This window comes from Thalassotalea insulae, from assembly GCF_030161395.1.
Classification (GTDB): Bacteria; Pseudomonadota; Gammaproteobacteria; order Enterobacterales; family Alteromonadaceae; genus Thalassotalea_E; species Thalassotalea_E insulae.
On record NZ_BSST01000001.1, the window covers coordinates 1,390,629 to 1,413,452 of the forward strand.

18 protein-coding genes and 1 riboswitch are annotated in these 22,824 nt (G+C 41.3%); of the genes, 6 read left to right on the forward strand and 12 right to left on the reverse strand.

Going from position 1 to position 22,824, the window contains the following annotated elements; genetic code table 11:
* Positions 1-1,674 (reverse strand): ABC transporter ATP-binding protein, encoded by a 1,674-nt coding sequence (locus QQK06_RS06380; protein WP_284243833.1) that lies wholly within the window; start codon positions 1,672-1,674, stop codon positions 1-3.
* Positions 1,675-1,822: 148 nt separating this feature from the next.
* On the opposite strand from QQK06_RS06380, the gene QQK06_RS06385 reads away from it, so the two are divergent.
* A complete protein-coding gene (locus QQK06_RS06385) occupies positions 1,823-2,713 on the forward strand; it encodes a TetR/AcrR family transcriptional regulator (protein ID WP_284243834.1) in 891 nt (296 codons plus the stop codon).
* Positions 2,714-2,802: 89 nt separating this feature from the next.
* Here the strand turns inward: QQK06_RS06385 and QQK06_RS06390 are convergent, their stop codons facing one another.
* From QQK06_RS06390 to dapA, 5 genes are all read right to left on the reverse strand, one after another.
* Positions 2,803-3,924: a serine hydrolase domain-containing protein gene (locus QQK06_RS06390; RefSeq protein ID WP_284243835.1), complete on the reverse strand. Its 1,122-nt coding sequence runs from the start codon at positions 3,922-3,924 to the stop codon at positions 2,803-2,805.
* 117 nt (positions 3,925-4,041) lie between these two features.
* Complete coding sequence (locus QQK06_RS06395) at positions 4,042-5,169, reverse strand: succinylglutamate desuccinylase/aspartoacylase family protein (RefSeq protein WP_284243836.1); 1,128 nt, start codon at positions 5,167-5,169, stop codon at positions 4,042-4,044.
* An 11-nt stretch (positions 5,170-5,180) separates the two neighbouring features.
* The gene (locus QQK06_RS06400) at positions 5,181-6,413 is read right to left on the reverse strand and encodes a PLP-dependent decarboxylase (RefSeq protein WP_284243837.1); all 1,233 of its coding nucleotides are present in this window, start codon (positions 6,411-6,413) and stop codon (positions 5,181-5,183) included.
* Between the two features lie 11 nt (positions 6,414-6,424).
* Positions 6,425-7,174 (reverse strand): 2,3,4,5-tetrahydropyridine-2,6-dicarboxylate N-succinyltransferase, encoded by a 750-nt coding sequence (locus QQK06_RS06405; protein ID WP_284243838.1) that lies wholly within the window; start codon positions 7,172-7,174, stop codon positions 6,425-6,427.
* A 2-nt stretch (positions 7,175-7,176) separates the two neighbouring features.
* On the reverse strand, positions 7,177-8,124 hold the full coding sequence (gene dapA, locus QQK06_RS06410; protein ID WP_284243839.1) for a 4-hydroxy-tetrahydrodipicolinate synthase: 948 nt from the start codon (positions 8,122-8,124) through the stop codon (positions 7,177-7,179).
* An 81-nt stretch (positions 8,125-8,205) separates the two neighbouring features.
* Positions 8,206-8,419, reverse strand: a riboswitch (Lysine riboswitch).
* Between the two features lie 229 nt (positions 8,420-8,648).
* Here dapA and QQK06_RS06415 point away from each other — a divergent pair.
* Positions 8,649-11,255: a serine hydrolase gene (locus QQK06_RS06415; RefSeq protein ID WP_284243840.1), complete on the forward strand. Its 2,607-nt coding sequence runs from the start codon at positions 8,649-8,651 to the stop codon at positions 11,253-11,255.
* Positions 11,256-11,353: 98 nt separating this feature from the next.
* On the opposite strand, the gene QQK06_RS06420 is transcribed toward QQK06_RS06415, so the two are convergent.
* From QQK06_RS06420 to QQK06_RS06440, 5 genes are all read right to left on the reverse strand, one after another.
* On the reverse strand, positions 11,354-13,477 hold the full coding sequence (locus QQK06_RS06420) for a TonB-dependent receptor plug domain-containing protein (RefSeq protein ID WP_284243841.1): 2,124 nt from the start codon (positions 13,475-13,477) through the stop codon (positions 11,354-11,356).
* A gap of 92 nt (positions 13,478-13,569) precedes the next feature.
* Complete coding sequence (locus QQK06_RS06425; protein ID WP_284243842.1) at positions 13,570-14,478, reverse strand: FAD:protein FMN transferase; 909 nt, start codon at positions 14,476-14,478, stop codon at positions 13,570-13,572.
* Between the two features lie 26 nt (positions 14,479-14,504).
* Positions 14,505-15,794 carry a DUF3570 domain-containing protein gene (locus tag QQK06_RS06430; RefSeq protein WP_284243843.1) on the reverse strand — a complete coding sequence of 430 codons (1,290 nt, stop codon included), beginning with the start codon at positions 15,792-15,794 and terminating at the stop codon, positions 14,505-14,507.
* Entirely contained in the window at positions 15,785-16,006 is a 222-nt protein-coding gene (locus QQK06_RS06435; protein WP_284243844.1) for a DUF4266 domain-containing protein, read from the reverse strand. Before QQK06_RS06435 ends, QQK06_RS06430 begins: the two co-directional genes overlap by 10 nt.
* 91 nt (positions 16,007-16,097) lie before the next feature.
* Complete coding sequence (locus QQK06_RS06440) at positions 16,098-17,330, reverse strand: DsbA family protein (RefSeq protein WP_284243845.1); 1,233 nt, start codon at positions 17,328-17,330, stop codon at positions 16,098-16,100.
* Positions 17,331-17,511: 181 nt separating this feature from the next.
* On the opposite strand from QQK06_RS06440, the gene QQK06_RS06445 reads away from it, so the two are divergent.
* The 3 genes from QQK06_RS06445 to arcA all read left to right on the forward strand — a co-directional run bounded on the left by QQK06_RS06445 (position 17,512) and on the right by arcA (position 21,194).
* Entirely contained in the window at positions 17,512-18,543 is a 1,032-nt protein-coding gene (locus QQK06_RS06445; protein ID WP_284243846.1) for a methyltransferase, read from the forward strand.
* Positions 18,544-18,645: 102 nt separating this feature from the next.
* On the forward strand, positions 18,646-20,283 hold the full coding sequence (locus QQK06_RS06450; protein ID WP_284243847.1) for a sensor histidine kinase: 1,638 nt from the start codon (positions 18,646-18,648) through the stop codon (positions 20,281-20,283).
* Between the two features lie 209 nt (positions 20,284-20,492).
* Positions 20,493-21,194 (forward strand): two-component system response regulator ArcA, encoded by a 702-nt coding sequence (gene arcA, locus QQK06_RS06455; protein WP_284243848.1) that lies wholly within the window; start codon positions 20,493-20,495, stop codon positions 21,192-21,194.
* Between the two features lie 40 nt (positions 21,195-21,234).
* Here the strand turns inward: arcA and QQK06_RS06460 are convergent, their stop codons facing one another.
* Entirely contained in the window at positions 21,235-21,585 is a 351-nt protein-coding gene (locus QQK06_RS06460; RefSeq protein WP_284243849.1) for an Hpt domain-containing protein, read from the reverse strand.
* 284 nt (positions 21,586-21,869) lie between these two features.
* Between QQK06_RS06460 and folE2 the strand changes: the two genes are divergently transcribed.
* Entirely contained in the window at positions 21,870-22,796 is a 927-nt protein-coding gene (folE2, locus tag QQK06_RS06465) for a GTP cyclohydrolase FolE2 (RefSeq protein WP_284243850.1), read from the forward strand.
* Positions 22,797-22,824 lie beyond the last annotated feature (28 nt).

Here is a 22,824-nt window from a genome sequence, read left to right on the forward strand (position 1 = left end):
TTAAGCCAGCTTTCTATCCATAGTCGTCATCACTTCGCCTGCAGCCATTTCTATCACTTGATCGTCCGGCTCCATCAGCTCCAGGTGATGACTGATCATCACTACCGGCATCGTAGCCGCCAATTCTCTGATCAGGGCCATCAGGTCTTTTTTGTTAGCCTCGTCCAAGGCGGAAGTTGGTTCATCCAGCAACAACACTTTGGCCTGACGCAACAACGCACGCGCAATTGCAAAACGCTGCTTTTCGCCACCCGAGAATTGCATCGCCTGCTCTGACACCACTAACTGCAAATTCCTGTTGATGCGTTGTAACCAGCTATCTAAACCAACCACAGTTAACACTTGAAAAATCTTTTCATCACTGACCTGTGTATCTAGCCCTAATGTTAAATTATCTCTAATGGTGGCATGTAGCAGCTTAGGTTCTTGATCGACCCAGGCAAATGCCTGCCGCACCGATAATAAGTTATAGGCAGTTAAAGGTTTATCGTTGATCAGAACCTGCTCAAACGTTTCTGGATAAAAGCCCAAAAATTGATTTAACAGGCTGGATTTACCACTACCGCTCTCACCCAACAGCAGGTATAGCCCCTTACTGCCAAACCGACAATTGACCTTGTTTAAAATCGTTTTATCACCCCGGGTAAAAGTTAAATCTCTGACGGAAAAATCACTGACTTGTTCCAACATCAAAGTTGCATCACTATGCTCGCTTTTTAGCTGGCTAATGTGTGTCAACCGGCTGGCTGCCCCTGCCGCTTTATTTAAGTTACTAAAAAACATTGCCATCGCCATTAATGGAAACGCCAGACCAAACAGATACAATAAAAACGCCGTGATAGTTCCTAAGGTCATGGTGCCTTGCTTAAGCCAGTATGTGGAAAATGCCAGGATAGCTATCATGCTGATCATCAGCACTAAATTTGAAATTGGCCCGATCAGCGCCATCACCTTAGTTGCTCGCATCTCCTGGGTAAAACAGTCATCTAATAATGATTTTGACTGCCGTTGTAATTGCGCTGCCGCATTGTGCGATTTGATCAACTTGCCATAACGTAACCATTCGGTAACCTGTTTAAGTAAATTTGCTTCTGCTGTCTGGGTTGCCTTACCAATATTATTCATCATCAAGGCTATTGGCGTGATCAAGACAAAGCCGGTCAAGACACAAGTCACCAGCACTAAAGTCAGGCGCCAATCTAAGATAAACATGATGGTAACCACAGCCAGCAATGAAATAACCCCACTAAGTAAACCGATTAAGTCTTCAGCCAGTACAGATTTCACTTCTTTTGAATCGTTAACCACTCTGGCGCTGAGCTCAGCGCTATGCTCATCATCTAACGATTGACTTTCACTGTGTAAGAGCCGACCGATCAGGCTATAACGTAAACTGAAACTAACCTTATGCCCTAACCTGCCACCATACCAGCCGAGTACCGCTTCAAAAAATGCCGCGGTCAAAACAATCGCTACCAGACCAATAATGATAATATGGTCAATACCATCACTACTGATCGAGTCGACCAAATAACTGGAATAAATTGGCAAGACCAGTTCCAGTCCGGTGGCAATAATGACTAACAGTACCAAGTAACTAAAGGCTTTACGGTTAGGTTTATGCGGCGTTAATAACTGCCACAAAGATTGGGTATTATCTGGTGAATTCTTCATACATCCTCACTAAATGACTTGTTGGTCATCACAAACTTCATTTTCTGAACTATAGTGACCACCTGGTCATTTGTCAAATGACTTATTGGTCAAATATTATTTTTATGGCACAATATGCGAGTCATATATTCTTAAGGTCTGAACATCTATGTCACAGAATACAAGGTCAAAACGTGATTTAATTATGGCGACAGCCAAGTCATTATTTATTGAAAAAGGCTTTAGAGGAACCACGATAGCAGGCATTGCAGAAGCTGCAGGTATCGCTAAAGGCTCGGTATATTCCTACTTCACCAGCAAACTTGATATTGTTAAAGCGCTGTTTTTACAATCAGATGAAAAAAACCAGCTAATGGTTGAGCAACTATTGCTCAATGAAAAAAGTAAAGGTAAGGGACTGCTGGAGCAATACCTGACCACCGAGTTTCAGGAAGTTTTGAACGAACGGTCATTTATTCAGGTATTCTTAACCGATGATATGGTGATCATGGACAGTGAAGTAATGGCCGTGGTTCAGGAATGTCGGATAAACTATCATTTGTCGCAACAAAAAGTGCTGCTACAGGCCTATGGCGAGCACATCAATCCCTGGTTATACGACATAGTGTCGCTGGTTAACGGTTTGCTGCAAGAATATACCGTGTTTTTAACGCTGGATAATGCCAACTTCTCGATTAAGCGCTGCGCCCAGTTAGTGACTTTTTGTTTAGACAGCGCCATTGTCGCGCTGAGTCATTCAGATATTGAACCGTTATTAACGGCCAAAAACTTTCCATTAATCAAGCACACCGACATCGCACAGATACAAAGCAAAAAAGCGCTACAGTTGATCGAAAGCATTAAGCTTGAAGCCAATGATATGCCTAAAGAGCAACAGCAATTAGTCTTGGAAACCACGACATTAATCGAAACGGAATTAGCCAAAGCCGAGTCAAATAATACCTTGATCAGAGCACTTATCGCCAATTTACGACCTTACAATGAACTAAACTCGTATCGTAAACGACTGGCAGAAGCGTTAGATGTCGAATTAATTTAACACTTATAAAGCTCCAGTAAACAACATAGCGTTAACTGGAGTTTAACAACTTTTAATTTATCACTATCGGCAAAAAGTAAATCCTATCTTTAGGATTTTACTAATAACTCTCTGATCTTATTACGAACCTGACGATCACCACGTGTGTAATTAGACATAACGATTGCGACATAACCTTGGTCTAAATAAATATCGAGATTTGAACCGATGCCGGAAAATCCTCCGCCATGTCCGACAATACGATTACTTGCATCGCCACGGAGAGTAAAACCAAAACCATAATCAAAATAGGCTAATTTTGATTTGGCTAAAAATAGCTCCTTGGTGAGTTTCTCATTTAGCAATTGATACTGAGTCAGTGCCAGCGCAAATTGATGTAAATCATGCACGGTAGAAAAACCTCCTCCTGAGGGCCCTCCTTTTAACACATGCATATAGTTATTATTTTGCCAACCGGTTGCTTTGTTCTCGTTAGCTTCATAACCAATAGCAAGATTAGCCACCGGCTGATCCATTTCATAACTATCAGAATTAACCATTTTTGCCGGTTGATAAATATGCTCACGAATATAGCTAAAATAATCCTGGCCACTGACTTTTTCGATTACAACTCCTGCCATAAACATACCGGTATTGCTGTAACGAGCCTTACTTCCAGGCTCAAACAGCAAAGTACTATCGACAATCAATGACTTGTAGTCATCTAGCTGACGAAAATTATTTTTCGAACTAGTCATAAAAGTACGATTGAAATAATTGTCTAACCCTGATGAATGACTAAGTAGGTGATGAATTTCAATTTTCTGACTGACCTCTTTCGCCAGCCAGGTTTCATCAACAAAATCACTTAACTTGTCAGTGAGCGATAATTTACCCGCTTGCACCAGTTGCATTATCCCTATTGCAGTAAACATTTTGTTCATCGAGCCTAAGTTAAACTTAGTGTCCAAATTGTTTGGTACATTAAAGCGCTTACTTGCCAAACCATAAGCAGCGCTATAGAAAATCTTATCCCCTTTTGCTAACAACACTGTGCCGGAAAATTCACCTTTAGCGGCTAATTGCTCAATGTATTCATTTAAATAAATGACTATACGTTGAGATTTTTCATTGTGATTAGGGAGCTTAGTTGGCATAGCATCGACGGCTAAGCACAGACTAAGAAATAACACTGCAACAGCCAATACCTTGGCAAAAGCTTGTTTCATCATACATCCTTATTATCTTAAGTGATTAAATTATAAGCACTTTGTACCTTATCCAATAAAAATAACAGATACAAGCGTTTCTCACAGTTTTCTACAATGGTTTTCGTAGACTGCTGATTTTTACAAAGTAAAAAAATTGGTAAACACTTTATAAAGTTCGGTGCCTTGATTAACACTAGCCGAAGCGAAATGCAAAATCGGGATCACTTCCTGATCCAAAGACAAATAGTGTAAAGGGTCACCATCACCGTAATTATCCATACGCAGTATCCGAGCCAGTGGTTTTCCTGCAGCTAACGGCTGGCCAAATTTTGCTAAATAATCCACCATGCCCCCCATAGGAGAATAATACGCTTTATAGTCTTTTAAATAACAGGCATAACGTGTCATGGTACTCGGTTGATAGTCAGTAGTAGCAATCACATTTTTGTGCTGCAAGTAACTTAAAATACTTTTCGCGTCTTCTAATGCAACATCCAGATCAATTTGCTCCTGTGAGCCTAATTCGACAGTAAAACTTTCCTTATTAACTTGTTGTGATGTAATAGAAAATTCAATACCTAATTCGGCAAATGCTTGCTGTAATTTCCACCACGGACAAAATGTGGCTTCATCGAGCGCGCCATCAAAGACATTAGGAATTAACAAGGTATGGGGAATATCAAAATATTGCGCGCTTTCCTTAGCATATTCTGGACAATATAAATGCTTACTGGAAATCGGCCCGGTATGGAGATCCAAGACCAGATCTGCCTGGTGCGCCAGCCGTTGTAGCTGATAGGCAATACGTTGCCCGGTAGTTAAGCCAAAAATATTATGATCGAGCTTTTGTTCGATAGTTTCTATCATCAGCAATTTAAAATCACGCTCTATGGTTGCATCATCTTTGCCGATGCATTGTTGAACAAACGGTTTGATAATCGACTCATCAAAATGATACATCCGATTCCAGTTAACCCCAGTGATCGGATCAAAACGCCCTAAGGTATACTCGCCATTTTTGTGATTACAGCCGACCGGGTTGGCATAAGGCACTAAGGTGATATCACCCATGATTTCCATGTTACGCAGTAATTCCAATAACTGAAAAATGACCGCATTGCCCTGCACTTCAGCACCATGCATATTGGCCTGAATATAAACACTAGGCCCATCACCCAGTCCTTTAAAACGATAAACAGGTACGGTAAGTGCTGCACCACTGGCCATCTCACCAACATGCATCACTTCTTTAGAAAATTTCATCATTATTATTTCACTTATCTCAGGTACCAGTTCGCCGGCTCAGCATCACGAACAGGCGTTAATTTATCGTTTTGCCATACCCATTCACTGGCAATTTCATGACAAAGAAAAAATGGCATACTTTCGGTAAAACCATAAGCACCGCACAAACCAAACACGAGAATATCGTCTACGGCGATATCGTCGGGCAAAGGTAAATGTCCGAGCTTATCCAGACTAGTGCACAATGGCCCGTGAACATCAAACCCTTTAACTGATGCATGTGAATCGCGTAATAATTTAACCGGAAACGGCTGTTCGGTAATTGCCGGACGCAACAAATGATTGATTCCGCCGGCTAAGACTAACTGCTCTTGAGCATAATTAGTTTTTCTATCAACAACCGGCGTTAAGTAATAACCACATTCTGCTACCGCATAGCGTCCAAGTTCCAACCATAGTTCTTCAACACCAGCTTCACTCTTTATCTTTGCTAAATCTTCAATAATTTTCGGCCAAGACAATTGTTGCCCTTGCTGTAAATAATCTATGCCTAAGCCACCGCCCAAATCTAATATCCGTAACTGCATGCCGATTGATTCAGCAAGCTGACAAAGCGGTGGTACCATCTGCTGCCACAGTTGATACATTTTCTCGTTGCTGAGCATATTGCCCCACTGGAAAATATGCAGACCACAAAGGTCGATTGCAAGAAAATCGCTAACCTGAACGTGTTGCCATTCAGCCACTGATAGACCAAATGGCGTCAGTGCATTACCACCAAGTGGGTTTTTCTCACCTTCTGGCCATTGTAATTGCACCCGCAGCAAGACCTGAGGCGTTACCTGCTCAATAGCCGCGGCTTGGTTTATCCACTTAAGCTGATTAATACTTTCAGCAACAAACACCCGCACGCCTTGTTTTATAAAAGCATGAATTTGCCGTTGTGATTTTGCCGGCCCTGTGTTTAATACTCGCTCAGGTAAAATGCCTTGCGCCAACACTTGAGATAATTCGCCTGTGCTGGCAACATCAAAATTAAATCCCGCCTGATCTAAGGTTTGAATAATACGCGACAATGGGTTTGCTTTAACGGCAAACCACAGTTTGATCACGTCCTGTTGCTGCAACTTAGCTAAATGCTGTTGTAGCTGCTCGAGATCATAAACAAAGCAACCGTTAGCGACTTGATACTCAATATCATCGGCAAACTGTTGCTGTAACGATGCGGCTAACGGCTTAGCTAACCAATGCGGATGTGCTGACATATGCTCACCTATTAACGTAAAACAGACTCAAGCTCTAACGAGGCATCGCTTTTTTCATCGCGATATTTCACAATTAAAGCACACGCCATATTTAAACCTTGTGATTGCGCCCAAGCTCCATTCATTGGGCGAGTACCTGGTACCACCACCGCACGCTCAGGAATATCTGCACCTTTTTCTAGCATCACTTGATTAACACAATCATAAACAGGCACAGAAGCCGATAACGACACCCCTGGTGCTAGCACCGCGCCTTTTTTCACTACGATACCTTCAACGATCACCACACCAGCACTTAAAAATGCGTCATCTTCAATAATCACCGGACTAGCGCCTATCGGCTCTAACACCCCACCAATTTGCACCGCCGCAGAAACATGGACATTTTTGCCGACTTGAGCACAAGAACCGATCAATGCATGGCTATCCACCATAGTGCCGGAATCAACAAAAGCACCAACATTAATATAGGCCGGCGGCATTACAATGACACCAGGCGCAACATAAGCACCGCGGCGCACAGACGAGCCCCCAGGTACTAAACGAACGCCATCACTGACAGTAAACTGACGAGCCGCGAGATTATGTTTATCAACAAAGCCTTGATAATTGCCGTTAAATTCAATATTTTCTCCGGCGCCAAATGCCGCGAGAATAGCCTCTTTTGCAGCGACATTTGCATGCCAGTTACCTTGTTCGTCCTGATTTGCTGCGCGAATAGTGCCCGTTTCTAGTTCGGCTAATGTGTCTTGCCAGCTCATTACTACTTCACTCCAATAACTTGTTTATTTTCAATAATTGCTAAATTTTGTTTGCTGTTAAACCAGCGACTAATTTGTTGATCAACTTCAGCTAAGCGATTCTCTGAATCTAACTCCTGTTCAATTAACGGTGCCCGTAATCTGCTATGATTTAATTGCCCTTTCATTGTCATCAGTACTTTAGTAGCAATAGGACTCGCCACTTGAAACAAGGCATCTACCGCGTTTTGCCAGACAGGAAATAATTCATGATGTTGACCTGCTAACGCCAGCTCGACATAGCGATGGGTAGCTTGTGGCCAGATATTGGCGGCAACCGACACTAAGCCTTTTACTCCAGCAGCAGCCAGATACGGCATCATGGCATCTTCACCACTATAAATTTCAATCTTGGGACAATGCTGGCGATACGCCAATAAAGTGGCTAAATCGCCACTGGCTTCTTTTAGCGCCCAACAATTGGGGTGATGCTGAATATTTTGTAGCGTTGAAACAGGAATAGTCACGCCACTACGTGACGGCACGTTGTAAATCATACAAGGGAAAGTGGCTTGCTCAAGCAGTTCATTAAACCAATGACTCAGACCTACAGTGCCCGGCTTAGCATAAATTGGCGAGGTTAATAAATAACCGTGAATAGCCATTTGATTGCACTGTTTAATCCAGGCTTTTTGCGCCGCCAGGTTATAGCCGCCAACAGCCACCATAATAGGGACATTAAGTGATAGCTTTGTAACACACTGAACCACGGCCAATTGTTCATCAAGAGTTAATGCAAGCCCTTCGCCGGTACTACCAAGTAAGGTAATGCCATTACCGGCCTTCGCCTGCAGCCGGGCCAATGCAATCAGATTATCAAAATCGATGGCACCATCAGGCCGCATCGGCGTCACCAGAGCGGTCCACAATGAGATGTGGTTTAAATTTGTTATGTGATTTGTCAGATTCATTTCTCACGAACTCTAGTTGTTCGGAGAACTTAGTGGCGTTTGTAATACCTGTATTCGCCACGAACGGCAGAGAGGCTTACAAAGGCCAGAAGCTCTCCACCATAAATTTGCTTAATTTATTACTCATCAAAATAATAAATTAAGCACAGGTGACAATTGTTAGGATTCAACCTAAACAACCGACAGTTGCATCATCAAAAATGTCACTGCCTCGGCGTTAATCTCCATCATTATCAATCATTAGAGTTTGATCTCTTCATGATAACTACCTAGTTAACGCTCCTCTTCTGGCCCTTTTTAGTGAGTTAATGAATAAAAATCATTCTACAAACTAACTCACGGGAATAAGGGACGCGATTATTAGAACATTTATTCTAACTTTTGACAATAGCCGAAAACGACTTTATCGGACTTTTACACTTTCTGACATTTGCCAACAAAAACACCACAATCTACTCACAGATTCTCACTGCGTTTGAACTTAATATCCTTGGAGTCTAAATAATTAACAAGGAATTTAACAAATGAAAAACATTGCAATCCCTAGTTTGATTGCCATTGCTGTACTGTTAAGCGCTTGCGGCGGTTCAGATGCAAAAAATAAAAAGCCGGATGTTGTCGAGCCTGTCGCCTCGGTTTTCGCTAAGTATCAAGGCATCTGGGAGCTACCAGGCACGGGTAACTTATGGCAGATAGATAATGAGCACTTTAGTTCTTATAACTTCAATAGCTATGGCTGTGTCAAAACCGACAGCGCCCAACTTGATGATATTGAAGCGGCTGCCAGTTTATTATCGATTGATAACAACCAGCTAAGGTTTAGTGGGACCGGCTCCAATGACCAAGTATTTATCAGCAAGCAGCAATTACCTGAAAACTGTCAGCAAGAAAGTTTACTTTCCCAAACCGATCCAGAAACTAACTTTGAGTATTTCTGGCATACCATGAACGACTATTATGCCTTCTTTGAAACACGTAATATCGATTGGCAATTGGTTTATGATGAGTATCGTCCGTTAATTACCAGCTCAACCACTAAGCAGGAGTTCTTTGAAATCATTGAAGACATTATCTCGACCTTTGGTGATAGCCATCTAGCGCTTTATGACGGCGACGATGAAGATGTTAGCGGAGATGCATTAAACGGATTTATCTTAGAAGTGCTTCGAAGTTCGGTAGTTGATGCCGAAGAAGATTTTGCCCAAGCCTGGCAAGAATTAATGAACTACAACGACCAGGTAGTAGCCCAATTGCTGCAAGAACACCAACTTAACAGCTATCAAGACAGCAATGCTATTCGCTGGGGTAAACTCGCTGATAATCTCGGATATCTACGTATCGATAGAGTACAAAATATTAACGACAGCGAAGAACAGGATGGCGACAACTTTTTAGACACCCTAGCATTAATCAGCCAAGATCTAGCTGATACCGACATTATCATGCAAACGGCATTAGCGGATTTTACCAACAGCGACGCGCTTATTATCGATCTACGTTATAACGGTGGTGGCTTTGATAATATCGCGTTAAAAATAGCCAGTTACTTTAGCGATAAAGAACAAGTTATCGCCACTAAATCCATCAATAACCGCAATTACCAGGGCGACAATTATGAGCTTAAGCTAACAAAATCTCCGATTGCAGTCTTTGATAAGCCGGTCTATGTGATCACCGGTCGTAGCACTGGCAGTGGCGGCGAAGTGCTATCCATGGCATTAAAGGCCCTACCACAAGTCACCATGATTGGCGAACCGACTAATGGCAGTGTTTCTGATGTCTTAGACCATCAACTCCCTAATGGCTGGGCATTAACCTTAAGCAATGAAGTATACCGGGATAGTGAAGGTAAGGTTGTCGAACGTATAGGTGTCACGCCTGAGGTTGAAATGCCGGTCTATGCCACCCAAGACTTGTTATATTATTCCAACACACCGATAGATTATGTCTTGCAAGCAACTGACGCGATAACAGATACTACGCCAAGCAAAGCCGAAGTTGATCAGGCGTTTGAGCAATATTTTGTCCCGACGAAAATACCTGGCGTTGCGGTTGCCATCATTAAAAACGACAAAATTGTTTATCAAAAAGCACACGGCTTAGCCAATATCGAACAAGACATTGCCATCACTATGGACACACCCTTTAATGTCGGTTCTATCAGTAAAGCAATGCTTGCCGCAGGTATCATGCAACAAGTAGAGCAAGGCAATATCAGCCTGGATGATAAGCTGACCGAGATGAACCTAAGTTTTAACCCCAACAATCCTGCCAATACAGATGAAAGTGATGGCATTACCCTACGCCACTTAGTGACTCATACCTCAGGGATACGTGATAGTGATGGTTACGGCTGTAGCTACTACTTACACGAAAACAACCGTTCGTTATACCGTCTATATGGTGTTGAAGAGTGCCCAGAGTTTGTTCCTGTAGAGCCAACCACTTTCTTTGCCACTGAGTACTTCAACGAAAATGGTCGTTATGTCATGAACGGTATTTATAATGAGGACGAAGACGGCTTTCCTAATAAAACGCATCAATATAGCAATATTGGTGCGGGTTTGGCTGGCTATGCGGTCGAACAGAAACTCAATATCGACTTTTCCGAAGTGATGCAACAGCAAATATTTACTCCGCTCAATATGAACAATACCGCCTGGCATCATACTGAACTGAATCCAAATAATGCCAAAGCAGTACAATATTCGCTTGATACAGAGCTCAATCCGATAGCAGTTCCGGAATTTAGCTATCCAACCTTCTACGACGGAGATTTAAATATCAGTGCCAGTGATTTAGCCAGATTTTTAATCGCTATTACCCAAGGCGGTCAATATCAGGGCACCCGAATTTTAGCACAAGAAACCGTTGAAGCCATGTTGTCTTCACAAACAGAGGTGTTAAACCAACGTGATACTCAAGGGGTATTCTGGTACAGACATGGCGCATATATTGGCCATAGCGGCGGCGATCCCGGTACCAATGCTATCATGCAATATAACACCGCGACAAAAACCGGTCTGGTGGTATTAATGAATGGTGAAGACGGATATGTCGGTAACGATGAGCTTGACGAGCAATTAATGCCATTATTAGCAGCCTTATATCGTTATGGATTAGCACAATAACTTAGCTAAATAACAATTTCCCTTTTTGCCACTGCCTTAATTGATGACAAGTAAGGACAGTGGCCTTTCGATGAAAACACTTATTAGTAATTTTTCAACTAAAACTGATAATTAAGCTCAAACAATACTTGCCTTCCAGGCAATGGAATATCATCACTAATATTGACACTGCTCGGCTCTCTGGCATCGGTATCAAATAGGTTATTAACAATGATTGCCGCCGACAAGTTATCGATAAGTTCGCGGCGTTCTAGCTTAGTGCTAATCCAGGTATATTGAGCGACATTAGCTCTAAGATCCGATGCTCCGCGCAAACGTTCGCCTATCCATTTAGCATCGAGATTCCAGTTCCAATTATCAGAGACTTTCCAGTTCATCGCTAAATACGCCATTTGCTTAGGTACATCGGCGACATTATTGTCATATTCATCCTTTAATGACAATAATGAATAGTTTGCATTAATGGTCATATTATCCATCGGCTTCCATTTAAAACTAACTTCACCGCCATGACCTTTTTGCTGACCAATATTTTGTGCAACATTACCTTTACGTGTTTCGTCAAAGACAAACTGCACAATATCTTTAGCATGAAAACGGAATACACTCATTGCCACTAGGGTATTATCATCAATGAAATATTCTAGGTTTAAACCCGATTCAACCGTATCAACAGTCTCTGGTTGCAGTGTTTTATTGCCTAAACCAACCGGATTATTTTGCGCGTACAATTGCTCGACAGACGGCGACTGAAACGCACTACCGGCAAATAATTTCAAATTTAAACTTTCTGTTGCTTGCCAGATAAACGCCACTCTCGGATTAAGCGTCGAGCCAAAATCGGAATAGTTATCATATCTGACGCCAAGTGTAGCCTGCAGCTCTTGATTTATCTGCCATTCATCCTGAAGTGATAAATAATAAAAATCTCTACTGACATCTTCGATATAAATATAGGGCGTATTGGTCACTGAAGTTAACTTGCCATCAACCACTAACTCAATGCCATTTAAGATCCCGGGGCCGAAGTTTTTTTCTTCCGTTGCACGGAAGCTTTGCCGTTCTGCACCCACTTCCCAGCGAATAAAGTGATGATCGGCTGGCTCAAATAAATGCGTTAAACGCAAAGTAGTACTATTACCTTTAGGACTTGGCGTACCAATATAACCGTCACTAAATAAAGTAACAGTCGTCGGAGTAACAAAATCTATATTCCCATCCGCGCCGATGGGCAATACAGTGCCGGCAGGAAAGACATAGAGAAATGATTGAGTATCTTGTTCCTTATAACTTAATGTGGCATCTAATGAGCCTGTGATATATTCACTCAGATCATAATCTAAACGATATACATCATGACGGACAGATGAATGACCTTTAGTATCTAAGGCCTGTGCAATACCAGCTGCCAAACCTAAATCAAAATTACGCCAGGTAAAAAATGACAACGCCAAGTTTTTTCTTTGCCATTTAGCTAAGCCTGAAAATACCCGGTAATGTTCATCAATACGTCCTGGCGCATTGGAAGCACTGGTGCCAAATACCGTATCTAAAATTGACTGAAGATCCGTTGTAATTATTCGTTCATTATCATCAGCACTTTCTAAATAATCTAATGATAACTGAAACGTTGACGGCCCAAAGTCAACGTTATGCCGCAAAGAAAAATCATAAGTGTCAAAACTACCGGCACGAGCGGTAAAGGCTGAACTCATTTCATCAAAGTCATAAGAAACAAGATTGATGACTCCGGCAAAAGCATCTGCACCGTAAACCACAGAACCAGGCCCGAGCACAATCTCAATACGCTTAAAGCTAGTTAGCGGTAACTGAAAACCACTATGACTGCCGCTATCTTGTAAAGAATTGATTGGCTCGCCATCGATCAACACTTTAATTTTTGATGAACTATTACCCGATAACCCTCTAAAGATTATGGCATTATGATCATACTGAATCGATTTACTTAGATGAACACCGGGAATGGTTCTTAAGACGTCAGCAAAGGTGCGTGCTCCCATCGCTTGCCACTGTTCAGCGGTTATCACAGTGACATTAGCGGGCGCTTTACTGGATTGTTGTTCAAAGCCAGCGGCAGCTGTTACCACCGTGATCTTAGACAGTTCCGCTAAGCTCAAATCAAAAATGGAATCCGCATTATTGCCGTAGCAACTAAAAGCAGTCAACACAGTCAACGCTAAGGTGACTTTAGGATGTGTCATTTATCGCCGTGATTATATTTTATCGTTACTATGAAATATAAAATAAAATCACCAATTTACCAATAAATTGAACAAGAGCCTCAGGGCGATCATCAGCTGATCTGCCAGTGAGTGATATCCTGTGTTTTAAGAAATTTTGTGGCATTTTTCCCTTGTAACAAGGCTAGTGTTGCTAGCAGCCCTGCTTGTATACATTTTGGCGCTGCCACAGTAATAGACTTAGGTGGATTTTCTACCGGCCAGCCGGTTTTAACATTTAACACATGACTATAACGTCGACCATCTTTGAGTAAAAAACGTTTAGCGTCTCCACTCGTCGCTATGGCTCCTTGTTTGATCGTCACCACCATAGTGCTATGTGCCGCTAAACTCGGGTGTTCTACCCCAACGTGCCAGGCTTGCTCTTTATCTCTAGGGCCATTGACTGCCAGGTCACCACCAAAATTCACTAATACCGGCACAGAATTTTTCGCATGTTGAGCTATCACTTGATTGGCCAGTAATATTGCTTTATCAACCGCATATTCCTTACCGATACCACCAAAATCTATTTCCATACCTTGCTGCATTTGCAGATGATTTTCATCAAATTCAAGTTGTTGCCAACCAACAAATGGCAACAAACGATCAATTTGTTGCTGGCTTGGAATATTATCAGAACAATCGAAATGCCACGCTTTACGCAACACGCCAGAAGTAATATCAAACAAACCATCACTGAGCTGATAACATTGATCGGCAAACTGCAATAAATGAAAGGTTTCACTATCAATTGGGCATTTTTTACCGGCATTCGCATTTAACTGACCACAAACACTAGTGGTTTGATAACGGGAATATTTATCTTCAATACGCCAGGCTTCGCCAGCTACCTGTTCACCAATTAAACTAGCTAGCCATTGTTCGGGGCTATCAATCAGTACTTCACAAGGACTTGCCATAGCATCAAATATTATCGCATAGCCCTTATCTCGTTTAGTACATTCTACTTCTCTTATCATCTATTACGCTAATCAGTCCTACTGCACTAAAAAGAATAACTCACCTGAGCAATCACTGCATCAATAGTCTCATACAGTTCAACGTCATTTAACACACCAACAGCCGCAGTACCATCGCTTTTGGGTGATTGTCGATAGTACTCAAGACGAAATGCTAAACTGTCACCGCTGTTCATTGGCATGCCATACTTTATACCAAAGGTATAAGCGTCCATTTCGCCGATACGATAATCCGCACTTATGTCCTGATTTATCGACTGCCCTTCGATTATAAAAGGAGTATAAAATTCCGCCGCCGTCTGAGTGTAATAACGGATATGAGGTTCAATATAATGGCCGTTATTTAACGCCATATGATAACGAAGATCCAGCGTATGTGAGTCTATTTGCCAATCATCTGTCATATAGCGATAAGAAGCATCTAGCACCGTATTACTAAAATGCGTTTTAAGCTGTGCAAAAACCGCATGCTTAGTACGACTATCAGGCCGGTGTTCATAAATCGCCCGCTGACTATACCCTTGTTGATTAACCACGCTGACGACTTTAAAAGGATCCGTCAGGTAGCCACTAACATCAGAATAACTATAATTGAGTTGAACAATGGTATTACGATTAATAACTTGAGTCAGGCCTAATAACAAATCTAGGGTATTTTTATCATCGCTTGAACCAATGCGAGTTTGCTCAAACAACGCATCAAATTCAGTGCTACCAAATTGCTCAACCGTCATTTCACTTAATGCTTTGGGCAAACCGCCTTCCGGCTCTATTTGATCAAAGGCGTAAGAAAAACCAGCGGACACTGTGGTATTTTTCTTATTAAAATCACGCGCTAAGTTACTGTTAACTGAGACAGATAGGTAATCATACTCTTTTGATAAGTTCCCCCCCACTGTCCAGGTATAATCATGATACAACGGCTGACTCCAAGAGCCGGTTAACTGCAACCGGGTATCATGAAACGTATCGTCTAATGGCGTTTGTTTTGCTTTGACCTGATATTGACCATTACCGGATGGCCGGGTAAAAGTTTGCACATCAGGCTGAGCAACAGCACCATTTGCCGACGCCCCAGTTAAAGCATCTACCGTTACTTTAAGATTTAGCACTTGTTCATCGGCAAAAGTTTTTTGTCCGGCAACTATCCCTTCAACGGCTGTCACTCTATCGCTCTCACCGTAATACATAATAGCGGTATCAAACTGCCATTCATCTACCGCCGTTTCAGTAGCGCTCACCTGATTCGTCGTTAATAACGCACAAGTTGCGGTTGTTAACAACCCTTTAAGATCGGTTGTTTTTGTTAATTGCATCCGCAACCTCCGCCACCAAAGCTGCGACCGCCACTGGACGCTTCCTTACTAAAATAGATATGATCGTCTAATGCCGCATCGAGAGGGGATGAAGTTAGCGCCATTTCTTTCTTAGCCAGAATATCCCGCTCCCAGGGTTCAACTCCTAAGGAAGAACACCCGGCTAACAAAGTAGCGCTTAAAAAAGTGATGAGTATCTGTTGGTGTTTCATAATTTAGCCTTTTAATTTTGATTTATAACTGGCTAACCTTAAGACAAACTTAAGGAATGGATAATTAAAGACGTTTAATATCTCAATACCATTAGTTGACTGTATTCTGTATTGCTTGTTCTATTTGTACTAATCTGTCTTGTCCCCAACAACTAATATCTCGATATTTAAAACAGGGCACGCCCCAAAAGCCCATTTTTTCTAGCTCTACCTGATTATTATCGACCCATTGTTGCCAGTCATGCTGTTCGTTATAACGCATAGCATGCTGGTAATTTAGTCCTAGGCGCCGGCAAACCTCTTTAATCACATCAGGATTAGCGACATCCAGTCCATCAACATATATCGCCTGAAAAACCTGTTCGATGTAATCAATCGCTTTGCCTTGGCTATCGGCATAACTAACTAGTTGATAACAGTCAATAATACCTTTACCTAACGGGTCAACAAAACCTCTAAAGTCAATATCAGCTTGTTGCGCTTCTCGATATGCATCGAGATAGAGGTATTTTTGTTTATTATGTGAAACATCAAAGCCTCGCATCATTAGTGGTAATACTGGCTTAACCACTAATAATAACTGATAATGCGCGGCCATTTTCTTGGCTTTAACAAACCCCAGATAAGAATATGGGCTACGTAATGAAATATAAGCTTCTATGACTCCATTATCACTGTGCGCACCGTCACTTTGAGGTGAATCCTCTGCGGTAATAAATTGCAGCTGATTGGCTAAGTATTTACGTTCAGGTTTACCATAATTTAATCCCAGAGCTAATAATTTATCTTCAAAAAAGCTCAGTCGATCAACTCCTAAAAACCACTCCCCCGCAAATAATAATGCTCCAGGCAAGTAATGGCCTTTCGCTACTAAACGATGTAAATTTTTCACCTGAAAATTAATCACCGGCGTCGAAGTGCTGTAGTAACTATCATATTGATCAAACCAAGTTTGATGAAAAATGTTCACTGCCGTTTCAATATTTTGGGAGCTGAGCTGCCACAACTGCTGCCCAGTTAACAGGGCTTTAGCGTTAGGGTAAGCTTTGACTTGTGTCAGCTGATACTGAGAAGCGATAAAATTAGCATCTTTGAGCGCCCATTGCTGCATTAAACCAGGCGCAATAGTTACACCTGGCACCGCCTGATAGACGAGATAAAGCTTAAACTGAACACGATAACGCTCAGCCAGATCGGCTAATACTTGCACCAGCATAAAGCTATAAGGGTCTTGTAGCGCCAGGTAAACTTCAACTTTAGGAGAATAACCGAACCACTTAGCAAGATAATAATGTCTTAATATCAGGTATTGTTTTCTCAACACACTGCGCAACCAGATGGTTTTCAGCGTTGTCAGCCACTTTACAAAAATAGTCTTTCCCTCACATTAAGATAGAAGCGTTTGGTTCTTATGAAAATCCCCTGTAAAATACCCTGATAGTATGACATAAATTTGTTGTAATACGCTTTTTTAAATTCAGCCTGACAACCCCTTTAGGACTTTAATGCATTTAGCCAACCTCAGCCAAGTACTTCAAAGAAATGAAGAATTATTAAGTAGTAAGCGTCCGTTACTGGTAAATATGCCTGATGATGACCTAGCAGCACTTATCAAACAGCAAAATCCTGATTGTCAGCTCAGCTTTTATGATACTAATTACCAGTATCATTTAGCACATAGAAAATTTGGCGACAGCCACTGTAGCTATAACGCGCACTATCAATCCACTGAAAAACATGACTTAGTGATCATTTCATTCCCTAAAAGTAAGCCAGAATTACTGTTTACCTTAGCCATGCTTAATCAGTGCATAACTGCGCAAAACAGACTATTGATCGTCGGTGAAAATAAAAGTGGTATTAAATCTCTAAACAAGCTCATCGACTCGTTAAGTCATTTTTGTCATAAAGTGGATGCCGCGCGCCATTGCCTTTTATTTGAAGCCAGTCTGCGTCTATCTCAAGCGCCCTTTAACTTAGATGATTGGTATAGCTACTATCAAGTGAATTTAGCTGGTCGTCAGTTTAAAGTAGCTGCCTTACCGGGAGTATTTAGCCAAAAATCACTAGATATCGGCACCAAAGTTTTACTGGAACACTTACCCAAAACTATTGAGGGTAAAGTGCTGGACTTTGGCTGCGGCGCCGGCGTTATCGCCACTTTTATTGGCCTTAATCATCCGGATGCTTCACTGACACTAGCCGACGTCAGTGCATTAGCCTTAGCGTCGTCCGAAAAAACACTTGAAATTAATGGCTTGCATGGTCAAACCTTAGCAACCAATAGCCTCTCCCACATAAAAGACAATTATCAGTTCGTAATATCTAATCCCCCTTTTCACCAAGGAGTCAAAACTTGCTACGCGGCTACCGAACAATTTTTAGCGAAGATCAAACATCAGCTAACGCCAGCTGGCAGCTTAGTCATAGTCGCGAATAGCTTTCTCCAATATCAGCCTATTATCGAGCAGGCATTTGGTAGCTTTGAGATTATTTGCACAAAACAGGGCTTTAGTGTTTATCAAGCCAAACGCTAAAAATAGCAGAGGATTTATTGAATTATTAAAGTGAAATGGTTGCAATCTTTTCAAATATCAACAATTATCCAAGTAGATGGTTGTTCATAATAAAAGTAAAGCATGCAAGAAATTAGGAAAATAAAATCTATACGCCAAACGGTTTTAATAACCATGATTGGCTTTGCGTTTACTTTTGTTTTTCTAGCGATGATATTTATTGCCAATATTTTTCTTGATGAGTCAAAACAACAAATAGCGCAACATGTAAAACATTGGAGCCGTTACATTGCTCAAATGAGTGCGTCAGCACTTAATAGCGGCCAAATCAATGATGTTGTCAACCAGCTCGCTAATTTTAAAACGATTAAAAGTATCCAACATGTTGATATTTATCAACTTCAGCAACCTGAAAACAAGTATAGTATTGTTGCTACTTATGACCACTTTAAAAGAGGCGAGCAAAGCCCAAACGTCGTGGGACTGACTGCCGAACAAAGAGCCATTTATCGTGAGCCGCAATTTGATCAGGCGCTGGTCAGATACATCAGGCCAATCCAATACAAAGAAGAGACAATTGGATATGTCTTTATTCAGATGGACAGCCAGAATGGTTTATCTTTAACCACTCAGTTAATTATCGCGCTAACGATTATCTTTTTTATCTTACTGGTAGTGGTTTTTATCATTGCGTTTCGTTTAGAAAACAACATAACCTTGCCACTTAAATTGCTCGGTAGTGACTTATTGGCGATGTCTCAATCGAAAAATTATTCGATGAGAATCAAAACCATGCCTTATCAAGAACTCGATTTTCTTGCCAGAAACATCAATAGCTTTTTAAACCGAGTTGAGCGACACATTAATCAGTTAAGGGCTGCCGAACAAAAAAGTCTAAAACTCAATGCAGAGCTAGAAGGCAAGGTCCATACCCGAACAGAAGCATTAAAAGAGTCGAACCAAGAGCTGTTATCAACATTAGAAAAACTACATCAGTATCAAGACCAGTTAGTTGAGAGTGAAAAAATGGCATCACTAGGCGATATGGTTGCCGGCGTCGCTCATGAAGTCAATACCCCGATAGGACTCGGTGTGACCGCGTCAACCTTACTGTCTGATCGCCTCAACGAGATATCCAAAGCCTTTCATGATAAGACCTTAAAATCTAGTCAGCTAAGGAAATTTCTTGCCGAAGGGGAAGAAAATGTCGGTATTATCTATCGTAATTTAAAACGTGCCGCCGAGTTAATATCGAGCTTTAAAAAAGTCGCCGTAGATCAATCCAGTGATGAATTTCGTCAGTTTAACTTTGCCGAATTACTTAATGAAATTTTACTGACCTTAGCACCGCAAATAAAAAATACTCCGTATCAAATTCATTTTGATTGCCCTGAAGATTTAATGATCGTCAGCAAACCTGGTCCAATCAACCAAGTGATGATCAATTTGATCTTAAACTCAATTACTCACGGTTTTGACCACAGTCCTCAAGGTACGATTACCGTGAAAGTAATGAAACTAGGGGAACAGCTCAATATTCATTATCAAGATGATGGCAAAGGCATAGACCCGTTGATTAAAGATAAAGTATTCGATCCCTTTACCACCACTAAACGAGGTGAAGGAGGTAGTGGTCTTGGGCTACATTTAGTTTACAATTTAGTCACCCAAGCACTCGGCGGAAATATTCGTTTAGACAGTGAACCGGGCAAAGGCGCGACCTTTGAAATCAATTTTCCCGTTAGTGAACAATTACTTTAGTTATATTAATCAACTTATATTGATTACAAAAAACACTAAAGATCTGCTATAGATTAGGTTCGTAATAATTGTTTTTTAACGCTAGGCTGTATAACATAGTTAACAGTTAATATTAATTTATGTAAATATAGTGAAAACAACGCCCTTAATTTAAGCAAAACATAAAGGGAAGTTCACAACATTAACAGCACTTCAACTGGATATTAGGCATGCAAAAACCTCACATACTTATCGTAGAAGATGAAGATGTAACTCGCTTTAACCTTCGCAATTTATTTGAAGCAGAAGGCTATACAGTTTCAGAAGCCATTAACGGTGAGGAAATGGAATCGCAACTCCAGAAAAACATCATTAACCTCATCATTATGGATATCAATCTGCCAGGAAAAAATGGTTTATTGTTAGCACGAGAATTAACTAACAATCCCAACTTAGGGCTGATTTTCTTAACTGGCAGAGACAGTGATATCGATAAAATTCTTGGACTGGAAATTGGTGCCGATGACTATCTCACTAAACCGTTTAACCCAAGAGAATTAACTATACGCGCACGCAATATTTTAAACCGCCTGTCTCAGGGTAAAACAGAATCTGACAATGCCATTATCCGCTTTAATCAATGGGTACTAGATGGTAATTCTCGTAAGATGACGTCACCGAGCGGCGAAGTGATCTCGATACCTCGGGGAGAATACCGCGCTTTAAGGTTATTGATTGCTAATACCGGGCAAATAGTGACTCGTCAGCAGTTAATTAAAGAAATGACTGGCCGTGATCTTCGCTCTAACGACAGAACGGTCGATGTTACTATTCGACGATTACGTAAACATTTTGAATCGGTAGAAGACTCACCGGAATTAATCAACACCATACATGGTGAAGGTTATCGCTTTGTTGGTACGGTTGAATAACCAAACCGATTTGCTAAGGCTAGTCCATCACTAGCCTTTTTTATTGCTCGTTACTCAACCACTGGGTAAAGCAACTAATTGCCGCTTGATTAAGTGTGCTAAGCTCCTGAAAATATTGTTTTTTTATCGGCCAACTATCAGTAGATTTTTCAATTGCTACTAATTTTTGATGAACACCAATTAAGCCCGCACTCCCCGCCGCACCTTTCATTTTATGACAAGACTCTTGCCAATCTGGCTGTGACTGAACTTCCATTGCCTGATTAATATCATTCAAGTAAACCACAGATTGCTGTTGATAGAGATCCAACATTTGCTGAACAATTTCTGCGCCTAAATTATCGAGATATCCCGACAATAATGCCATATCTAACTGATTATTTTCGCTCACAAACTAACCCTTTATTCCTTAAGTCCGTCTCATTGTAACAAGTCAAATAATAAAGTCATCTCCATCAGCCCAATAAAATCTTACTCAATAGGGTAACTCCCGCTATTTATATTGCTTTTATCCATGAATTCATTCAAAATAGCCGCCCTTTTTATGCCATGGTATAAAAAGATAACTCGCGACAAAGTAGAGTATCAATCTATAACGTTTGCCAACTATTTCGTTATGACTGTAGTTAGGAAAGACCTAGCCCTTTACATAGCACAACACACTTCGGAGAAACCATGTCTACATCAATGCCTGATATTGCCAATCACACGACGGCCCAAACAGAAGGGACCCTAGATTGGGTTGGAATGAGCAATATAGAAATGCCTATTATGCTTGCTTCCAAAGGCGAATCATCACGCATGGTTTCAGCCTATGTTGATGCCTTAGTAAACCTTAACGATCCACAAGCCAAAGGCATTCATATGTCTCGCCTTTATCTATTGCTTGATGAATTATCTACTAGTAATGAACTAAATTATCAGAGTTTAGTCGCCTTACTTGACGGCTTTATTTCTAGTCATCAGGATCTTAGCGATAATGCAAAAGTGGTATTTAACTTCGACTATCACTTAAGACGCAAATCCCTGATCAGTGGTAAACAAGGCTGGAAAGCCTATCCTATAACCATTACCGGTCGCCTGGATAAAGGTAAATTGATGGTAGAATTAGCCATCGATGTTCGTTACTCGTCAACTTGTCCATGTTCAGCGGCATTGGCACGTCAGTTAATTCAGAAATCTTTTAGAGATTCATTTAGCGCTGACAGCGGCGTCGATTTAGATGCAATCCATGAATGGTTAGGCACTACTGAAGGCATAGTTGCCACTCCTCACAGCCAACGTTCGGTCGCAGAGATTAAAGTTAAACTCAATGCTGCGAGCACAGAATTTCCGATCACCGAATTGGTAGACTTGATAGAAGATGCTTTACAAACACCGGTACAAGCGGCAGTCAAACGAGAAGATGAACAAGAGTTTGCCCGTCTTAATGGTCAAAACCTGATGTTTTGTGAAGATGCCGCTCGCCGCTTACAACACGCGATGAATCTTGCACCAGAGTACGATGACTTCTGGCTTAAAATAAATCATTTGGAATCACTACATGCTCATGACGCTGTCAGTGTCACCACTAAAGGCGTCTCTGGCGGCTACCAACCTTAAATTAATCAAAGACCAACAGAATAAAGGG

Bases quoted from the DNA above. Each gene is read 5' to 3' on its own strand.
- QQK06_RS06425 (WP_284243842.1), bottom strand. From the start codon at position 14,478: ATGATAAGAGAAGTAGAATGTACTAAACGAGATAAGGGCTATGCGATA.
- QQK06_RS06450 (WP_284243847.1), top strand. From the start codon at position 18,646: ATGCAAGAAATTAGGAAAATAAAATCTATACGCCAAACGGTTTTAATA.
- QQK06_RS06385 (WP_284243834.1), top strand. From the start codon at position 1,823: ATGTCACAGAATACAAGGTCAAAACGTGATTTAATTATGGCGACAGCC.
- QQK06_RS06405 (WP_284243838.1), bottom strand. From the start codon at position 7,174: ATGAGCTGGCAAGACACATTAGCCGAACTAGAAACGGGCACTATTCGC.
- QQK06_RS06390 (WP_284243835.1), bottom strand. From the start codon at position 3,924: ATGATGAAACAAGCTTTTGCCAAGGTATTGGCTGTTGCAGTGTTATTT.
- folE2 (WP_284243850.1), top strand. From the start codon at position 21,870: ATGTCTACATCAATGCCTGATATTGCCAATCACACGACGGCCCAAACA.
- QQK06_RS06395 (WP_284243836.1), bottom strand. From the start codon at position 5,169: ATGATGAAATTTTCTAAAGAAGTGATGCATGTTGGTGAGATGGCCAGT.
- QQK06_RS06435 (WP_284243844.1), bottom strand. From the start codon at position 16,006: ATGAAACACCAACAGATACTCATCACTTTTTTAAGCGCTACTTTGTTA.
- QQK06_RS06415 (WP_284243840.1), top strand. From the start codon at position 8,649: ATGAAAAACATTGCAATCCCTAGTTTGATTGCCATTGCTGTACTGTTA.
- QQK06_RS06400 (WP_284243837.1), bottom strand. From the start codon at position 6,413: ATGTCAGCACATCCGCATTGGTTAGCTAAGCCGTTAGCCGCATCGTTA.
- arcA (WP_284243848.1), top strand. From the start codon at position 20,493: ATGCAAAAACCTCACATACTTATCGTAGAAGATGAAGATGTAACTCGC.
- QQK06_RS06445 (WP_284243846.1), top strand. From the start codon at position 17,512: ATGCATTTAGCCAACCTCAGCCAAGTACTTCAAAGAAATGAAGAATTA.
- QQK06_RS06430 (WP_284243843.1), bottom strand. From the start codon at position 15,794: ATGCAATTAACAAAAACAACCGATCTTAAAGGGTTGTTAACAACCGCA.
- QQK06_RS06420 (WP_284243841.1), bottom strand. From the start codon at position 13,477: ATGACACATCCTAAAGTCACCTTAGCGTTGACTGTGTTGACTGCTTTT.
- QQK06_RS06380 (WP_284243833.1), bottom strand. From the start codon at position 1,674: ATGAAGAATTCACCAGATAATACCCAATCTTTGTGGCAGTTATTAACG.
- dapA (WP_284243839.1), bottom strand. From the start codon at position 8,124: ATGAATCTGACAAATCACATAACAAATTTAAACCACATCTCATTGTGG.